This is a genomic window from Escherichia sp. WS3227_2, from assembly GCF_046486495.1.
GTDB classification, from domain to species: domain Bacteria; phylum Pseudomonadota; class Gammaproteobacteria; order Enterobacterales; family Enterobacteriaceae; genus Escherichia; species Escherichia coli.
Genome location: NZ_JBJQLG010000004.1, coordinates 125,961 through 144,806, shown reverse-complemented (window position 1 = coordinate 144,806; position 18,846 = coordinate 125,961). Strand labels below are relative to the sequence as shown.

The following is an 18,846-nucleotide window of genomic DNA, read 5'->3' as shown; positions in this document are numbered from 1 at the left end:
GGCTACCAATCACCGTAGCCAATAAAGTGATAGCTTGCAGGATAACGACCAGCAAGGCCAAGAGATAATTCGCCCCTCTGTATTCATTATCCTGCTGAATAGTTATTTCACTGCAAACGCACTTTCCAGTTTGCTGTAGCCCAGGCCGTTGATCTTCTTCACTTTGATCTGCACCGGAATACGCTCTTTCATCGCTTCAACGTGGCTAATCACACCGATGGTTTTGCCACTGGCATTCAGGGCATCCAGCGCATCAAGGGCGGTATCCAGCGTTTCGCTATCCAGCGTGCCAAAACCTTCATCGAGGAACAGCGAATCAATACGCGTTTTATGGCTGACCAGATCTGAAAGCGCCAGTGCCAGCGCCAGACTGACGAGGAAACTCTCGCCACCGGAAAGGGTACGGGTATCGCGTACCGCATCTGCCTGCCAGGTATCAACAACCTCGACTTCCAGCGCCTCGCTGGCTTTGCGCTGTAACAGATAGCGCCCGTGCAGCCGGGTAAGTTGCTGATTAGCGAGATGGACTAAATTATCCAGCGTCAGTCCCTGGGCAAACTTGCGGAATTTATCGCCCTCTTTGGAACCTATTAGCGAATTCAGATATCCCCAGTCCTCAACCTGCTGCGTCATTTGAGCAATTTGCTGCATTAAGGTTTGTTGTTGCTGACGGTTGTCTGCATCCTGCTTCAGCTGCTGGCGAATCTCGCCCTGACTGGTGGTGTTTTCACGCAACTTTTGGTGAGTTTGCGCTAACTCTTGCTGAATCTGCTCCACCGTTACAGTGAGAGCCAACCCGTCAGGTCGGTGTTGCTGATGCTGTGCCAGCGTTTCTGCTGTCTGAGTGACCAGTGTTTGCACCTGACGGCGCTGGTTTTCCAGATTCTGCTTGAGCTGTTCCAGTTGCGTTAGTGTTTGTTCATCCATTAGCGCCGCAAGGAACGCCTGCTGATCGTCAAAGATGCTGGCCTGTAGCGCGGTGTCAAACTGCGCCTGGGCTTTTTGCAGACTTTGCGCCGCCAGAACGTCCTGTTGCTGTAACGTCTGCTGCTGGCTGTGTAATGCGAGACATTGTTCATGAACCTGCCGCCAGTTTTCCAGTACCACAGTTTCTTCGCTGTGCGGGAGTTCATCACTTTGCGGCAACGTTTCCAGAATCGGCGTCAGCTGCTGCATACGGTTTTGCAGCGCGGTTAATTCGTTCTGGCGTTGCTGCCACCTCTGCGCTTCTTGCTGACGTGTCGCCAACCAGCTCTCTTCTTCATCTTCCTGTGGCAATGTCAGTGCATAACCCGCCAATGCCGTTAAGAGTTGCTGCTGGCGTTGTTCAATTTGCTGTTGATACTGAATAATTTGCTGATTATGCGCGGCAATCTGCCCTTGTAATTCATGCCGTTGGCTGAGTAACCGCAGCTGGCGTTCGTGCTCATCTTGTGCATCCAGCCACGGTTGAATATCGTCCTGTGGCTGCAAGGTGATATTGAGGCTGGCCGTGACGGCTTGCCATTGTTGAGTAAGTGCTTGCTCATCTTGTCGGAGGCTTTGCGCTTCGTTTTCATCACGCTGAAGTTGCTTTGTTAAGGCGTCCAGTTGCCCACGTAGCGTCGCACCTTCTTCACCGAGCTTTTTAACTTCGTTTTCCAGCGCCAGTAATCGAGACTGATTAACGCCAGGCTCCAGCGCCTGATACGCCTCGACCGCCGGGTGGCTGGTGGAACCACAAAGAGGACAAGGCTGACCCGCCTGTAACTGTGCACGCTGGGCTTCCAGCGTTTTGATGCGCGCTTCCTGCTCGCAAATGGTTTTCACATCGGCAAGTTGCTGCGTCTTTTCTTTATAACGCTGGCGCATTTCGTTAAGTGCGGCGTTACGTTGCGTCTGTTCTTGCGTGACATTCTGGATAGTGACCTGTAATTGCGCCAGGCGTTTTTGTTGGGGAACAATCTGTCCATGCAGCGCGACCAGGCGCTGACGCAGCGTGCGTTGCTCAGCATGTTGCGCCAGGGCGGTAGCAACTTCATCGGCGGTTAACGTCAACGTGATCGCCGCAAGCGCATTAAGTTTTTGCTCAGCATGGGTTAACTGTTGCTGCCATTGCCGCAGATGCTCGCGATCGCTGGTTTGTTGGGAGAACTGCGCACGCCAACCCGCCAGTTCGTTGTTCCACTGACGGAAGCGGTCGTGTTCCTGTAACCAGGCATTCAGGCTTTGTTGCTGCTGCTGTAATTCTGCAGACTGCTTCGCCGCGTGGTGGCGAATGCTCGCCCGAAGCGCCATTGTGCTCTGTAAGCGAGTATTTACTTCTTCAATCTGCTGGCGAGTATGCGCCAGCGCCGCGCTGTGTTCTGCGATGCGTTCCCAGTGTGGACGAAGATTTCGTGCCGGTTGTGCCAGACTGAGCGCCGCCAGTTGAGGTTGCGCTTTTTCTTCTTCGGCTAACGCCTGTTGCAAGGCCTGTTGACGGCGGCTGGCTTCTTGCTGCAATTCGTCCAGACGCGTTAACCAGTTTAGTGATTGTTGTTCTTGCTGCTGCGCGGTAAGTAACTGTTTTTCTTCGTCAGTAAGTACCTGCAAACTCGCTGTCAGCGATTGCACTTGTTCTGGCGTGAGCAACGCGACGCCGCTGGCCTGCGCTTGCAGCTTCTCCAGCTCTGTGCGGGCCGATTTGTGCTGCTCAAAAACCATCGCCGAGATTTGCCCGTAGATTTCAGTGCCGGTTAACTCCTCGAGCAATTCCGCGCGTTCTTTTGGTTTGGCATTCAGGAAGGCAGCAAATTGCCCCTGCGAAAGCAGCATCGAACGGGTGAAGCGCCCGTAATCCAGTCCGGTTAACGTCGCCGTCAGTTCCAGCTTATCTTTCACTTTGTCGGCGAGAATTTTGCCGTCGGCGCAGCGCGCCAGCTCTACGCGTGGCACCTGCAAATTACCGTCGGGCTGGTTACGCGCCCGATTCTGGCTCCAGAACGCGCGATACGCTTCACCTTTGACTTCAAACTCCACTTCCGCCAGACATTCGGCGGTATCGCGGGTCATGAGATCATTTTGCGATTGTGAAACGTTAGAAAGGCGCGGAGTTTCGTGATACAGCGCCAGACAAATGGCGTCCAGCAGGGTGGTTTTCCCCGCACCGGTTGGGCCGGTAATGGCAAACAGCCCGTTGCTGGCGAACGGCTCGCGGGTGAAATCAATCTTCCATTCGCCTTTTAATGAGTTCAGGTTTTTCAGGCGCAGGCTGAGAATTTTCATGCTTCGTGTTCTCCTGCGAGGGTATGCAATGTCGTGGCGAAAAGATGCTGCAGACGTTGCTGCTGCGATTCATCCAGTTCTTCCAGTGCCAGACGGCGATTGAACACCTCTTCGACGCTGAGTTCGCTGAGGGTTTCACGCTGTTGGCTGGCTAACACTCGCTCGCGCTGTTCACGACTCCGGCGTACCAGCAATACTTCGACAGGTAATGATTCGGTTAATGCCTGGATTTTGCGCTGAATATCATGCAGATACTCATCAGTAGTGATTTCGATATCCAGCCAGACAGGTGGCTCCTGTGATACATCGCGCCACTGTTCCAGCTGTTCGGTAATCGACGCCAGATCGCCTTTCAGCACCGCCATGGGTTGCGTTACCGGTACGTTCAGGTTTTCCACGCTCTCTAATTTGCCGTTTGAAAATGTCACTAAATGGACATATTTACTCTTACCGCATTCATCAAAACTCAGTGGAATGGGGGAACCGCAATAGCGAACATGTTCCATGCCGCCAATAATCTGTGCGCGGTGAATATGCCCGAGCGCGATGTAGTCGGCTGGTGGAAAGTTTTGTGCCGGAAACGCGTCCAGCGTGCCAATATAGATGTCACGCACGGCGTCACTTTTACTGGCACCCACGGTCGTTAAGTGTCCCGTGGCGATGATGGGCAGAGGCTGATCGCCGCGCAGTTTGCAGGCATCGGCATAGTGTTGTTGGTAATAATCGGTAATAGCTGCCAGCAAATGCTGCTGTTTTTCAATACTGTTAAGCCCCGCCTGGCTGGTAATAATGTCACGCGGACGTAAAAACGGAATAGGGCACAGCACTGCGCCTGGCGTCCCGTCGCGACGAGGCAAGATTTGCGGCGCATGTCCGGCGCTGGCGACCACGGTCGTATTGAGGAACGCCATGATATCGCGCGATTCATTCAGCGTGGCGACCGAGTCATGGTTTCCTGCCAGTACCACCAGATGACAGCCAGTTTGCTGTAAATTGACAACAAAACGGTTGTATAACGTGCGGGCGTAACTGGGGGGCGAGCCGGTATCGAAAACATCACCGGCAACAATAATCGCATCCACCTGATGGGTTTGTGCTGTCTCCAGCAGCCAGTCAAGAAAAGCCTGATGTTCAGCTTCGCGGCTTTTACTGTAGAAGTTCTGGCCGAGATGCCAGTCTGAGGTGTGAAGGATGCGCATAACGGTTCCCTGGCGAAAAAGCATGGGCGCGATTATACCCAAACAGATGTGCCATTTGCTTTTTTCTGCGCCACGGAAATCAATAACCTGAAGATATGTGCGACGAGCTTTTCATAAATCTGTCATAAATCTGACGCATAATGACGTCGCATTAATGATCGCAACCTATTTATTACAACAGGGCAAATCATGGCGAGACGTATTCTGGTCGTAGAAGATGAAGCACCAATTCGCGAAATGGTCTGCTTCGTGCTCGAACAAAATGGCTTTCAGCCGGTCGAAGCGGAAGATTATGACAGTGCTGTGAATCAACTGAATGAACCCTGGCCGGATTTAATTCTCCTTGACTGGATGTTACCTGGCGGCTCCGGTATCCAGTTCATCAAACACCTCAAGCGCGAGTCGATGACCCGGGATATTCCAGTGGTGATGTTGACCGCCAGAGGGGAAGAAGAAGATCGCGTGCGCGGCCTTGAAACCGGCGCGGATGACTATATCACCAAGCCGTTTTCGCCGAAGGAGCTGGTGGCGCGAATCAAAGCGGTAATGCGCCGTATTTCGCCAATGGCGGTGGAAGAGGTGATCGAGATGCAGGGGCTAAGCCTCGACCCGACATCTCACCGGGTGATGGCGGGCGAAGAGCCACTGGAGATGGGGCCGACAGAATTTAAACTGCTGCACTTTTTTATGACGCATCCTGAGCGCGTGTACAGCCGCGAGCAGCTGTTAAACCACGTCTGGGGAACTAACGTGTATGTGGAAGACCGCACGGTCGATGTCCACATTCGTCGCCTGCGTAAAGCACTGGAGCCCGGCGGGCATGACCGCATGGTGCAGACTGTGCGCGGTACAGGATATCGTTTTTCAACCCGCTTTTAACGCCTTGCTCATCGGACGCAGAGCAGGGCTTATGATTTCTTAACTGGAGTATCTTACGTGCTGGAACGGCTGTCGTGGAAAAGGCTGGTGCTGGAGCTGCTACTTTGCTGCCTCCCGGCTTTCATCCTGGGTGCATTTTTTGGTTACCTGCCCTGGTTTTTGCTGGCATCGGTAACGGGACTGCTTATCTGGCATTTCTGGAATTTGTTGCGCCTTTCATGGTGGCTGTGGGTGGATCGTAGTATGACCCCGCCACCGGGACGTGGTAGCTGGGAACCGCTGCTATACGGATTACACCAGATGCAGTTGCGAAATAAAAAACGCCGCCGCGAACTGGGCAATCTGATTAAACGCTTTCGTAGCGGCGCGGAGTCGCTGCCCGACGCGGTGGTGCTGACCACGGAAGAGGGCGGTATTTTCTGGTGCAACGGTCTGGCGCAACAGATTCTTGGCTTGCGCTGGCCGGAAGATAACGGGCAGAACATCCTTAACTTGCTGCGTTACCCGGAGTTTACGCAATATCTGAAAACGCGTGATTTTTCTCGCCCGCTTAATCTGGTGCTCAACACCGGGCGGCATCTGGAAATTCGCGTCATGCCTTATACCCACAAACAGTTGCTGATGGTGGCGCGTGATGTCACGCAAATGCATCAACTGGAAGGGGCGCGGCGTAACTTTTTTGCCAACGTGAGCCATGAGTTACGTACGCCATTGACCGTGTTACAGGGTTACCTGGAGATGATGGATGAGCAACCGCTGGAAGGCGCGGTACGTGAAAAAGCGTTGCACACCATGCGCGAGCAGACCCAGCGGATGGAAGGGCTGGTGAAGCAGTTGCTGACGCTGTCGAAAATAGAAGCCGCACCGACGCATTTGCTCAATGAAAAGGTTGATGTGCCAATGATGCTGCGCGTTGTTGAGCGCGAGGCTCAGACTCTGAGTCAGAAAAAACAGACATTTACCTTTGAGATAGATAACGGCCTCAAGGTGTCTGGCAACGAAGATCAGCTACGCAGTGCGATTTCGAACCTGGTCTATAACGCCGTAAATCATACGCCGGAAGGCACGCATATCACCGTACGCTGGCAGCGAGTGCCGCACGGTGCCGAATTTAGCGTTGAAGATAACGGACCGGGCATTGCACCGGAGCATATTCCGCGCCTGACCGAGCGTTTTTATCGCGTTGATAAAGCGCGTTCCCGGCAAACCGGCGGTAGCGGATTAGGGTTAGCGATCGTGAAACATGCGGTGAATCATCACGAAAGTCGCCTGAATATTGAGAGTACAGTAGGAAAAGGAACACGTTTCAGTTTTGTTATCCCGGAACGTTTAATTGCCAAAAACAGCGATTAATCCGCCTTTGTCATCTTTTATTGCCATAAGCCAGCCGATGCTGGCTTATTTTCTTTGCAGTCAAAATACGGGCGTTAGATTTTACAACGGTTGGTGATTTTTTGTTCGCATGATTAGCCATGTCTTTTTCACGGAAATAGTGTTTTATACTGGTTGGTGATTTCTTATCGCTATATACCTCTGGTTTTTAGATCCCTTCTTGCTTTAAAACGTTATAAGCGTTTAAATTGCGCTTCAGGTGCTGTCATACTGACTGCATTAACGCGGTAAATCGAAAAACTATTCTTCGCCGCGCCTGGTTGGGAGTATTTCCCGCTAAAATTGTTTAAATATACCGCTGTATCATCCCCAGGGATTGGCACAAAAATTTAACGTTACAACACCACATCCACAGGCAGTATGATTTATGACCCATCAATTAAGATCGCGCGATATCATCGCTCTGGGCTTTATGACATTTGCGTTGTTCGTCGGCGCAGGTAACATTATTTTCCCTCCAATGGTCGGCTTGCAGGCAGGCGAACACGTCTGGACTGCGGCATTCGGCTTCCTCATTACTGCCGTTGGCCTGCCGGTATTAACGGTAGTGGCGCTGGCAAAAGTTGGCGGCGGTGTTGACAGCCTCAGCACGCCAATCGGTAAAGTCGCTGGCGTACTGCTGGCAACGGTTTGTTACCTGGCGGTGGGGCCGCTTTTCGCTACGCCGCGTACAGCTACCGTTTCCTTTGAAGTGGGGATTGCACCGCTGACGGGTGATTCCGCGCTGCCGCTGTTTATCTACAGCCTGGTCTATTTCGCTATCGTTATTCTGGTTTCGCTCTATCCGGGCAAGCTGCTGGATACCGTGGGCAACTTCCTTGCGCCGCTGAAAATTATCGCGCTGGTCATCCTGTCTGTTGCCGCGATTGTCTGGCCGGCGGGTTCTATCAGCACGGCGACTGAGGCTTATCAAAACGCTGCGTTTTCTAACGGCTTCGTTAACGGCTATCTGACCATGGATACGCTGGGCGCAATGGTGTTTGGTATCGTTATTGTTAACGCGGCGCGTTCTCGTGGCGTTACCGAAGCGCGTCTGCTGACCCGTTATACCGTCTGGGCTGGCCTGATGGCGGGTGTTGGTCTGACTCTGCTGTACCTGGCGCTGTTCCGTCTGGGTTCAGACAGCGCGTCACTGGTCGATCAGTCTGCAAACGGCGCTGCTATTCTGCATGCTTACGTTCAGCACACCTTTGGCGGCGGCGGTAGCTTCCTGCTGGCGGCGTTAATCTTCATCGCCTGCCTGGTAACGGCAGTTGGCCTGACCTGTGCTTGTGCAGAATTCTTTGCCCAGTACGTACCGCTCTCTTATCGTACGCTGGTGTTTATCCTCGGCGGCTTCTCGATGGTGGTTTCTAACCTCGGCTTAAGCCAGCTGATCCAGATCTCCGTACCGGTGCTGACCGCTATTTATCCGCCGTGTATCGCACTGGTTGTATTAAGTTTTACACGCTCATGGTGGCATAATTCGTCCCGCGTGATTGCTCCGCCGATGTTTATCAGCCTGCTTTTTGGTATTCTCGACGGGATCAAAGCATCTGCATTCAGCGATATCTTACCGTCCTGGGCGCAGCGTTTACCGCTGGCCGAACAAGGTCTGGCGTGGTTAATGCCAACAGTGGTGATGGTGGTTCTGGCCATTATCTGGGATCGCGCGGCAGGTCGTCAGGTGACCTCCAGCGCTCACTAAATCACTGAACATTTGTTTTAACCACGGGGCTGCGATGCCCCGTGGTTTTTTATTGTGTTGATGGGTTAGGAATTGATGGAAAGTAAGAACAAGCTAAAGCGTGGGCTAAGTACCCGCCACATACGCTTTATGGCACTGGGTTCAGCAATTGGCACCGGGTTGTTTTACGGTTCGGCAGACGCCATCAAAATGGCCGGTCCGAGCGTGTTGTTGGCCTATATTATCGGTGGTATCGCGGCGTATATCATTATGCGTGCGCTGGGGGAAATGTCGGTACATAACCCGGCCGCCAGCTCTTTCTCGCGTTATGCGCAGGAAAACCTCGGCCCGCTGGCAGGTTACATTACCGGCTGGACCTACTGCTTTGAAATCCTTATTGTCGCCATCGCCGATGTGACCGCTTTTGGTATCTATATGGGTGTCTGGTTCCCGACGGTGCCGCACTGGATTTGGGTACTGAGCGTGGTGCTGATCATTTGCGCCGTAAACCTGATGAGCGTGAAGGTATTCGGTGAGCTGGAATTCTGGTTCTCGTTCTTTAAAGTCGCCACTATCATCATCATGATTGTCGCCGGTTTCGGCATCATCATCTGGGGGATTGGCAACGGCGGGCAACCGACCGGTATTCATAACCTGTGGAGCAACGGCGGCTTCTTCAGTAACGGCTGGCTTGGGATGGTGATGTCGTTGCAAATGGTGATGTTTGCTTACGGTGGGATCGAAATTATCGGGATTACCGCCGGTGAAGCGAAAGATCCTGAGAAATCGATTCCGCGTGCGATTAACTCCGTGCCGATGCGTATTCTGGTGTTCTATGTCGGTACGCTGTTCGTCATTATGTCTATCTACCCGTGGAATCAGGTTGGCACTGCCGGTAGCCCGTTCGTACTGACGTTCCAGCATATGGGGATTACCTTTGCCGCCAGCATTCTTAACTTTGTTGTGCTGACCGCTTCGCTTTCGGCAATTAACAGTGACGTATTTGGCGTAGGCCGTATGCTCCACGGTATGGCAGAGCAGGGCAGCGCGCCAAAAATTTTCAGCAAAACCTCGCGTCGTGGTATTCCGTGGGTCACGGTGCTGGTGATGACTACCGCGCTATTGTTTGCGGTATATCTGAACTACATCATGCCGGAAAACGTCTTCCTGGTGATCGCTTCGCTGGCGACCTTCGCCACGGTGTGGGTGTGGATTATGATCCTGCTGTCGCAAATCGCCTTCCGTCGCCGTTTACCGCCAGAAGAAGTTAAGGCGCTGAAATTTAAAGTACCGGGTGGGGTAGCAACCACCATCGGCGGTTTGATTTTTCTGCTCTTTATTATCGGGTTGATTGGTTATCACCCGGATACGCGTATCTCGCTGTATGTCGGTTTCGCGTGGATTGTTGTGCTGTTGATTGGCTGGATATTTAAGCGCCGCCACGATCGTCAGCTGGCTGAAAACCACTAATCCTTGCGTTCTGTAAGCCGGTTCAGGAGGAAATCCTGATCCGGCTATTCCGAAAGTTATCCGCCCCCGTCCTCCTCCCCCAAATATCCTTCAGATGATGAGTGATCCTGCATTAGGCTATGGCAAGGTGATCAGATTTTCATCACAGGGGAATTATGATGTTAAATGCATGGCACCTGCCGGTGCCCCCATTTGTTAAACAAAGCAAAGATCAACTGCTCATTACACTGTGGCTGACGGGCGAAGACCCACCGCAGCGCATTATGCTGCGTACAGAACACGACAACGAAGAAACGTCAGTACCGATGCATAAGCAGCGCAGTCAGCCGCAGCCTGGCGTCACCGCATGGCGGGCGGCGATCGATCTCTCCAGCGGGCAACCTCGGCGGCGTTATAGTTTCAAATTACTGTGGCACGATCGCCAGCGTTGGTTTACACCGCAGGGCTTCAGCCGAATGCCGCCAGCACGACTGGAGCAGTTTGCCGTCGATGTCCCGGATATCGGCCCACAATGGGCTGCGGATCAGATTTTTTATCAGATCTTCCCTGATCGTTTCGCCCGTAGTCTTCCTCGTGAAGCTGAACAGGATCATGTCTATTATCATCACGCAGCCGGACAAGAGATCATATTGCGTGACTGGGATGAACCGGTCACGGCGCAGGCGGGCGGATCAACGTTCTATGGCGGCGATCTGGACGGTATCAGCGAAAAACTGCCGTATCTGAAAAAACTTGGCGTGACGGCGCTGTATCTTAATCCGGTGTTTAAAGCTCCCAGCGTACATAAATACGATACCGAGGATTATCGCCATGTCGATCCGCAGTTTGGCGGTGATGGGGCGTTGTTGCGTTTGCGACACAATACGCAGCAGCTGGGAATGCGGCTGGTGCTGGACGGCGTGTTTAACCACAGTGGCGATTCCCATGCCTGGTTTGACAGGCATAATCGTGGCACGGGAGGAGCTTGTCACAACCCCGAATCGCCCTGGCGCGACTGGTACTCGTTTAGTGATGATGGCACGGCGCTCGACTGGCTGGGCTATGCCAGCTTGCCGAAACTGGATTATCAGTCGGAAAGTCTGGTGAATGAAATTTATCGCGGGGAAGACAGTATTGTCCGCCACTGGCTGAAAGCGCCGTGGAATATGGACGGCTGGCGGCTGGATGTGGTGCATATGCTGGGGGAAGCGGGTGGGGCGCGCAATAATTTGCAGCACGTTGCCGGGATCACCGAAGCGGCGAAAGAAACCCAGCCGGAAGCGTATATAGTTGGAGAGCATTTTGGCGATGCACGGCAATGGTTACAGGCCGATGTGGAAGATGCCGCCATGAACTATCGCGGCTTCACATTCCCGTTGTGGGGATTTCTCGCCAACACCGATATCTCTTATGATCCGCAGCAAATTGACGCCCAAACCTGTATGGCCTGGATGGATAATTACCGCGCAGGGCTTTCTCATCAACAGCAATTACGTATGTTTAATCAGCTCGATAGCCACGATACTGCGCGATTTAAAACGCTGCTCGGTCGGGATATTGCGCGCCTGCCGCTGGCGGTGGTCTGGTTGTTCACCTGGCCTGGTGTACCGTGCATTTATTACGGTGATGAAGTGGGACTGGATGGTAAAAACGATCCGTTTTGCCGTAAACCGTTCCCCTGGCAGGTGGAAAAGCAGGATACGGCGTTATTCGCGCTGTACCAGCGAATGATTGCGCTGCGTAAGAAAAGTCAGGCGCTGCGTCGTGGCGGCTGTCAGGTGCTATATGCGGAAGATAACGTGGTGGTATTTGGCCGCGTGCTGAATCAGCAGCGTGTACTGGTGGCAATCAACCGTGGAGAAGCCTGTGAAGTGGTGCTACCCGCGTCACCGTTGCTTAATGTTGCGCATTGGCAACGCAAAGAAGGCCATGGGCAACTGACAGACGGGATTCTGGCTTTGCCTGCCATTTCGGCTACGGTATGGATGAACTAAAGCATCTGTTTTATTTGTTACGTCGTTAGTCATCAGCCCTGACACTACGCAGCGCAAAAAAGCTGCTCAATGTCAGGGCTGAGTTTGTTAAATATTTGTCCCGTTCGATATGAGCGATTTTTGGTATTCTTTGCCCATGAGGTTATGTACAACCTGCTCCAGGATAACCCTGTATTGGAGCAAAGATATGACAATTTCAAATTCGAATTTATTGAAACCGTTTATTACTGGTACTGAGTTGCCACCTTTTAAAGAGGATGTCTTTTCTAAAACAGAAGAACAATTTAAAAAAAGCCCCCATGGCAAATTGCTTTTCATTTCCGGAAATGAAAACTTAGTAAACATTTCAGCGGAAAAAATCGATGAAATAAAAAATAGCAAAGATTTCTTTTCAAATATTGTAAATATAATAATTTTACTCATTAAGCATCCTGAGAAAATTCTGCCCATTCTTCATGGTTGTCCTGCAGAGTCCATCGAACTCATTAAGAATGCGAAACGAACGGGGCAATGGTCATATGAGATGACTGATAAGAACGGGCAGAGTATTGAAGTGTCCTATATTTTCACTGATACCATAGATAATAATTATGATGGAAAATTATGCTTAAAAATCTGTAACCCCTGCAACCAAAATGATTCTAGTACACATGAATATAAAATAGATCATCAACAGTTGAAAAATCACATAAGGCAACTTGAGGAGTGGGCCCTTCTTGAAAAGTTTTATGATAACAACGCTTATTATTCTAAACGTACAAAACAATTAGAGAAGAAAATTGCCGATGCGGGGTTTATAGCAGGGAAGGTTAATGCCGATAACTTTAATGTAAAAGAGTTTAAAGACGATATAGCCTCGATGCTTTGTGAACAGCCCCCCATGCGAACACACCAGATATCTTCATCCGGATACTTATCTGCCGATAAAGTACCCGATCTCTATAAGACAAATTTGGAAGACGCGCAGAGAGATCTGAAAACAACACCGGTTGACATCGATGGTGTTAGTCTAAAACCAAAAACTCGGGAAAAAATTGCGAAAAAAACTGAGGAAGAAAATGCGAAAAAAATTGCGAAACAAAATGCGAAGACCATTGAGGAGAAGAATAGTGAAAAAAACAAGAAAGAAACAAATCCTGAGGATAATTTTGTCTTAAAATTCTCACCGGAAGAAATCAATGAGATGCTCCTAGATTACAGCGATGAAGAACAAAAAAAATTAAGACCTTTTTTCACTAGTGATCATATCTATTGTTTGTTTGATGCTTTTAGTCAGGGTTTGTATAATGTTGCTCGTAATGGCAGTCCACGGTATGCAGGTTTACTACGTCAAATAGCATCCAAGTGTGCGATATTACAAGATTTTGATCAACAATTGTTCTGGCGCACGTTTTCAGGAGGAGTCTTCCATCGACGTATCTCTGTGAACAGCGAGCCAGAAAAGACAGATGTATGGCGATTCAGTACACAATTTGATTTTCCATATATAAATGAAAACGGAGAGTTGTCCAGAACGGTACTCATGTTCGAGGGGGTTGCTGAAAGCAACTTTAAAGATATCGCCAATCATTCCAGCGAATGTTTTTCTTACAGCTGTTATGCCGCCCCGCTGGATGCGAATGCTAAAAAATAGTGACGCCGGAGCTTGAAGTTTCAGAGCGCCTTGTGTGACGCCTGTGCCATCATCCGCGGATAAAACTGCCAGAAGCGGGTTTCCAGGGCATCGTAATGGGCGTCTAAATCGTACCAGGAGTCACGCAGGGCATCCAGACGTGGCCGACGGCTTGCCATGCCGTTTAACACGTTCTGGATGAAATCCATATCGCGATAGCGCACCAGCCACTGCTCTGACCATAAGTAGTTGTTCAGATTGATAAAGCGCGGCGGTGAGTCCGGCAAAATCGTCATCACTTGCTCGCGGGCATAACAGACAAATTCCTGTAGCGGAAAGTCCGGCGACAGCTGCGACCAGTGGCGGGAAAGAAAGTGATCCCACATGACATCCAGCGTAATAGGCGCAACACGGCGGGTTTCACTACGAAACCATTCCCGTGCTTCGCGGACTTCCGGCAGATTGTCGGTTAGTACATCAATGCGCCGATGCATATGAATGCCAGCCACGACGTCGGGTGGAAAACTTTCTTCAGGATTTCCGCGTACGAAATCAGCCAGCAAATTGCCGGAAAGCGAGCTTTCCGCGAGATGGGCTAAATGCAGGTGAGCTAAAAAATTCATATACACTTCATCCTTCAAACTGCCTCTTCGTTGGCTGCTAGTTACTCGGCTCATCCATGAGCCTCGCCCTTACGGGCCACCGTTACACGGTGTTCAAATCTGTTCCGGACAGATTTGTCACTCACCCCAGTCACTTACTTAATGTAAGCTCCTGGGGACTCATTCAGTTGCCATCTCGATGCATCTTGAATGATTTTGTGTATAGATTATGTCATCCATCAAGGAGGGTAAAGGTTGCAGGGAGAGCGCCCCGGCACTAGACTACCCGCCTCTTATTTTAGTCTGAGTCAGTGTCATGCGCGTTACCGATTTCTCCTTTGAATTGCCCGAATCCCTGATTGCCCACTATCCCATGCCTGAACGCAGTAGCTGTCGTTTACTGTCGCTGGACGGGCCGACGGGCGCGCTGACGCACGGTACTTTCACCGATTTACTCGATAAGCTCAACCCCGGCGATCTTCTGGTTTTTAATAATACTCGCGTGATCCCGGCGCGCCTGTTTGGGCGTAAAGCCAGTGGCGGCAAGATTGAAGTGCTGGTTGAGCGGATGCTCGACGACAAACGCATTCTTGCGCATATTCGCGCCTCGAAAGCGCCAAAACCTGGCGCAGAACTGCTGCTGGGCGATGACGAAAGTATTAACGCAACAATGACCGCGCGCCACGGCGCACTGTTTGAAGTTGAATTTAATGATGATCGTTCGGTACTGGATATCCTCAACAGCATCGGCCATATGCCGCTGCCGCCGTATATCGACCGTCCGGACGAAGACGCTGACCGCGAACTTTATCAAACCGTTTATAGCGAAAAACCGGGCGCGGTTGCAGCCCCGACCGCTGGTCTGCATTTTGACGAACCTTTGCTGGAAAAATTACGCGCCAAAGGCGTGGAGATGGCGTTCGTCACCCTGCACGTTGGTGCGGGCACCTTCCAGCCGGTGCGCGTCGACACCATTGAAGATCACATCATGCACTCGGAATACGCTGAAGTACCGCAGGATGTGGTAGACGCGGTACTGGCGGCGAAAGCGCGCGGTAACCGGGTGATTGCGGTTGGCACCACCTCAGTACGTTCACTGGAAAGCGCGGCTCAGGCGGCGAAAAACGATCTCATCGAACCGTTCTTTGACGACACCCAAATCTTTATCTATCCGGGCTTTCAGTACAAAGTGGTCGATGCGCTGGTGACGAACTTCCACTTGCCAGAGTCGACGCTGATTATGTTGGTTTCGGCCTTTGCCGGTTATCAACACACCATGAACGCCTATAAAGCAGCGGTAGAAGAGAAATATCGCTTTTTTAGTTACGGTGATGCGATGTTTATCACGTACAATCCGCAGGCAATTAATGAGCGCGTCGGGGAGTAATTCCGCGGCGCTGGTTTAAAACGTTGGACTGTTTTTCTGACGTAGTGGAGAAAAAATGAAATTTGAACTGGACACCACCGACGGTCGCGCACGCCGTGGCCGCCTGGTCTTTGATCGTGGCGTAGTGGAAACGCCTTGTTTTATGCCTGTTGGCACCTACGGCACCGTAAAAGGGATGACGCCGGAAGAAGTTGAAGCCACTGGCGCACAAATTATTCTCGGTAACACCTTCCACCTGTGGCTGCGCCCGGGCCAGGAAATCATGAAACTGCACGGCGATCTGCACGATTTTATGCAGTGGAAAGGACCAATCCTTACCGACTCCGGCGGCTTCCAGGTCTTCAGCCTTGGTGATATTCGTAAAATCACCGAACAGGGCGTTCACTTCCGTAACCCGATCAACGGCGACCCGATTTTCCTCGACCCGGAAAAGTCGATGGAGATTCAGTACGATCTTGGTTCGGATATCGTCATGATCTTTGATGAGTGTACGCCGTATCCTGCTGACTGGGATTACGCAAAACGCTCCATGGAGATGTCTCTGCGTTGGGCGAAGCGTAGCCGTGAGCGTTTTGACAGTCTCGGAAACAAAAATGCGCTGTTTGGTATCATTCAGGGCAGCGTTTACGAAGATTTACGTGATATTTCTGTTAAAGGTCTGGTAGATATCGGTTTTGATGGCTACGCTGTCGGCGGTCTGGCTGTGGGTGAGCCGAAAGCAGATATGCACCGCATTCTGGAGCATGTATGCCCGCAAATTCCGGCAGACAAACCGCGTTACCTGATGGGCGTTGGTAAACCAGAAGACCTGGTTGAAGGCGTGCGTCGCGGTATCGATATGTTTGACTGCGTAATGCCAACCCGCAACGCCCGAAATGGTCATTTGTTCGTGACCGATGGCGTGGTGAAAATCCGCAATGCGAAGTATAAGAGCGATACTGGCCCACTCGATCCTGAGTGTGATTGCTACACCTGTCGCAATTATTCACGCGCTTACTTGCATCATCTCGACCGTTGCAACGAAATATTAGGCGCGCGACTCAACACCATTCATAACCTTCGTTACTACCAGCGTTTGATGGCGGGTTTACGCAAGGCTATTGAAGAGGGTAAATTAGAGAGCTTCGTAACTGATTTTTACCAGCGTCAGGGGCGAGAAGTACCACCTTTGAACGTTGATTAATATTAATAATGAGGGAAATTTAATGAGCTTTTTTATTTCTGATGCGGTAGCGGCAACGGGTGCACCGGCGCAAGGTAGCCCGATGTCTTTGATTTTGATGCTGGTGGTATTCGGTCTGATTTTCTATTTCATGATCCTGCGTCCACAGCAGAAGCGCACCAAAGAACACAAAAAGCTGATGGACTCCATTGCCAAAGGTGATGAAGTTCTGACGAACGGTGGCCTGGTTGGTCGCGTAACCAAAGTAGCGGAAAACGGCTACATTGCTATCGCGCTGAATGACACCACTGAAGTAGTTATTAAACGTGACTTCGTAGCTGCCGTTCTGCCGAAAGGCACCATGAAGGCGCTGTAATTAAAATTTTTCCCTAAGGGAATTGCCGTGTTAAACCGTTATCCTTTGTGGAAGTACGTCATGCTGATCGTGGTGATTGTCATCGGTCTGCTGTATGCGCTTCCCAACCTGTTTGGTGAGGATCCGGCTGTTCAGATCACTGGTGCGCGCGGAGTCGCCGCCAGTGAGCAAACGCTGATCCAGGTCCAGAAAACGTTACAAGAAGAAAAAATAACTGCTAAGTCTGTGGCACTGGAAGAGGGCGCTATTCTTGCGCGCTTCGACTCCACTGACACCCAACTGCGCGCTCGTGAAGCATTAATGGGCGTTATGGGTGACAAATACGTCGTGGCGCTTAACCTTGCCCCGGCAACGCCGCGCTGGCTGGCAGCTATTCACGCTGAGCCGATGAAGCTCGGCCTTGACCTGCGTGGCGGCGTTCACTTCCTGATGGAAGTGGATATGGACACCGCGCTTGGCAAACTCCAGGAACAAAACATCGATAGCCTGCGCAGCGACCTGCGCGAAAAGGGCATCCCGTATACCACCGTTCGTAAAGAAAACAACTACGGCCTGAGCATCACTTTCCGCGATGCTAAAGCTCGTGATGAAGCCATTGCGTATCTGAGCAAGCGCCATCCGGACCTGGTGATTAGCAGCCAGGGCAGCAACCAGCTGCGTGCGGTAATGAGCGATGCTCGCCTGAGTGAAGCGCGTGAATATGCGGTGCAGCAGAACATTAATATCCTGCGTAACCGTGTAAACCAACTTGGTGTGGCGGAGCCGGTGGTTCAGCGTCAGGGTGCTGACCGTATCGTTGTTGAACTGCCTGGTATTCAGGACACCGCGCGTGCGAAAGAGATTCTGGGTGCGACGGCAACGCTGGAATTCCGTCTGGTAAACACCAACGTTGATCAGGCCGCAGCGGCTTCCGGCCGCGTACCGGGCGACTCTGAAGTGAAACAGACCCGCGAAGGTCAGCCAGTTGTGCTGTACAAACGCGTAATTCTGACCGGTGACCATATCACCGACTCAACTTCCAGCCAGGACGAATACAACCAGCCGCAGGTTAACATCTCGCTCGACAGCGCAGGTGGCAACATTATGTCTAACTTCACCAAGGACAACATCGGCAAACCGATGGCGACCCTGTTTGTGGAGTACAAAGACAGCGGTAAGAAAGATGCAAACGGTCGTGCGGTTCTGGTGAAACAGGAAGAGGTGATTAACATCGCCAACATCCAGTCTCGTCTGGGTAACAGCTTCCGTATCACCGGCATCAACAACCCGAACGAAGCCCGTCAGCTGTCACTGCTGCTGCGTGCCGGTGCGTTGATCGCGCCGATTCAGATTGTTGAAGAACGTACCATTGGCCCGACCCTGGGTATGCAGAACATTGAGCAGGGGCTGGAGGCTTGCCTTGCCGGTCTGCTGGTTTCTATTCTGTTCATGATCATCTTCTATAAGAAGTTTGGTCTGATTGCGACCAGTGCTCTGATTGCCAACTTGATCTTGATCGTCGGCATTATGTCGCTGTTGCCAGGCGCAACGCTGAGTATGCCAGGTATCGCGGGTATTGTCTTAACCCTTGCGGTAGCGGTCGATGCGAACGTACTTATCAACGAACGTATTAAAGAAGAGTTGAGCAACGGACGTACTGTTCAACAGGCAATTGATGAAGGTTATCGTGGCGCATTCAGTTCTATCTTCGATGCGAACATCACCACGCTGATTAAAGTCATCATCCTGTACGCAGTGGGTACCGGGGCAATTAAAGGGTTCGCGATTACTACCGGTATCGGTGTGGCGACGTCGATGTTTACCGCGATTGTCGGTACGCGTGCCATCGTAAACCTGCTATATGGCGGCAAGCGCGTCAAGAAGCTGTCAATCTGAGGAGTGC

The 18,846-nt window shown here is 51.5% G+C and carries 13 protein-coding genes; 10 read left to right on the top strand and 3 right to left on the bottom strand.

Annotated features, from left to right (window positions below):
* Positions 1-102: 102 nt before the first annotated feature.
* On the bottom strand, positions 103-3,246 hold the full coding sequence (sbcC, locus tag ACJHXB_RS07400; protein ID WP_000698901.1) for an exonuclease subunit SbcC: 3,144 nt from the start codon (positions 3,244-3,246) through the stop codon (positions 103-105).
* Positions 3,243-4,445, bottom strand: a complete 1,203-nt coding sequence (gene sbcD, locus ACJHXB_RS07395) for an exonuclease subunit SbcD (protein WP_001221337.1) — start codon at positions 4,443-4,445, stop codon at positions 3,243-3,245. Before sbcD ends, sbcC begins: the two co-directional genes overlap by 4 nt.
* Positions 4,446-4,634: 189 nt before the next feature.
* Here sbcD and phoB point away from each other — a divergent pair, with 189 nt between their 5' ends.
* The 6 genes from phoB (at position 4,635) to ACJHXB_RS07365 (ending at position 13,458) form a co-directional block, all read left to right on the top strand.
* Complete coding sequence (gene phoB / locus ACJHXB_RS07390; RefSeq protein WP_000113933.1) at positions 4,635-5,324, top strand: phosphate response regulator transcription factor PhoB; 690 nt, start codon at positions 4,635-4,637, stop codon at positions 5,322-5,324.
* Between the two features lie 57 nt (positions 5,325-5,381).
* Complete coding sequence (gene phoR / locus ACJHXB_RS07385; protein ID WP_000893603.1) at positions 5,382-6,677, top strand: phosphate regulon sensor histidine kinase PhoR; 1,296 nt, start codon at positions 5,382-5,384, stop codon at positions 6,675-6,677.
* Between the two features lie 406 nt (positions 6,678-7,083).
* Positions 7,084-8,403: a branched-chain amino acid transporter carrier protein BrnQ gene (brnQ, locus tag ACJHXB_RS07380; protein WP_000149639.1), complete on the top strand. Its 1,320-nt coding sequence runs from the start codon at positions 7,084-7,086 to the stop codon at positions 8,401-8,403.
* 75 nt (positions 8,404-8,478) lie between these two features.
* Complete coding sequence (gene proY / locus ACJHXB_RS07375) at positions 8,479-9,852, top strand: proline-specific permease ProY (RefSeq protein WP_001366470.1); 1,374 nt, start codon at positions 8,479-8,481, stop codon at positions 9,850-9,852.
* Between the two features lie 155 nt (positions 9,853-10,007).
* The gene (gene malZ, locus ACJHXB_RS07370) at positions 10,008-11,825 is read left to right on the top strand and encodes a maltodextrin glucosidase (RefSeq protein ID WP_001605099.1); all 1,818 of its coding nucleotides are present in this window, start codon (positions 10,008-10,010) and stop codon (positions 11,823-11,825) included.
* Positions 11,826-12,012: 187 nt separating this feature from the next.
* Positions 12,013-13,458, top strand: coding sequence for a hypothetical protein (locus ACJHXB_RS07365; RefSeq protein ID WP_000155934.1), 1,446 nt, complete (start codon positions 12,013-12,015; stop codon positions 13,456-13,458).
* Positions 13,459-13,478: 20 nt separating this feature from the next.
* Here the strand turns inward: ACJHXB_RS07365 and acpH are convergent, their stop codons facing one another.
* Positions 13,479-14,060 carry an ACP phosphodiesterase gene (acpH, locus tag ACJHXB_RS07360; protein WP_001009884.1) on the bottom strand — a complete coding sequence of 194 codons (582 nt, stop codon included), beginning with the start codon at positions 14,058-14,060 and terminating at the stop codon, positions 13,479-13,481.
* A 295-nt stretch (positions 14,061-14,355) separates the two neighbouring features.
* Here acpH and queA point away from each other — a divergent pair, with 295 nt between their 5' ends.
* From queA to secD, 4 genes are read left to right on the top strand one after another with little or no spacing between them, the layout of a single operon-like run.
* Positions 14,356-15,426, top strand: a complete 1,071-nt coding sequence (gene queA, locus ACJHXB_RS07355; protein ID WP_001266492.1) for a tRNA preQ1(34) S-adenosylmethionine ribosyltransferase-isomerase QueA — start codon at positions 14,356-14,358, stop codon at positions 15,424-15,426.
* 55 nt (positions 15,427-15,481) lie between these two features.
* Positions 15,482-16,609: a tRNA guanosine(34) transglycosylase Tgt gene (gene tgt / locus ACJHXB_RS07350; RefSeq protein WP_000667319.1), complete on the top strand. Its 1,128-nt coding sequence runs from the start codon at positions 15,482-15,484 to the stop codon at positions 16,607-16,609.
* A gap of 22 nt (positions 16,610-16,631) precedes the next feature.
* The gene (gene yajC, locus ACJHXB_RS07345; protein WP_000007629.1) at positions 16,632-16,964 is read left to right on the top strand and encodes a preprotein translocase subunit YajC; all 333 of its coding nucleotides are present in this window, start codon (positions 16,632-16,634) and stop codon (positions 16,962-16,964) included.
* 27 nt (positions 16,965-16,991) lie between these two features.
* Entirely contained in the window at positions 16,992-18,839 is a 1,848-nt protein-coding gene (gene secD, locus ACJHXB_RS07340; RefSeq protein WP_000934822.1) for a protein translocase subunit SecD, read from the top strand.
* Positions 18,840-18,846 lie beyond the last annotated feature (7 nt).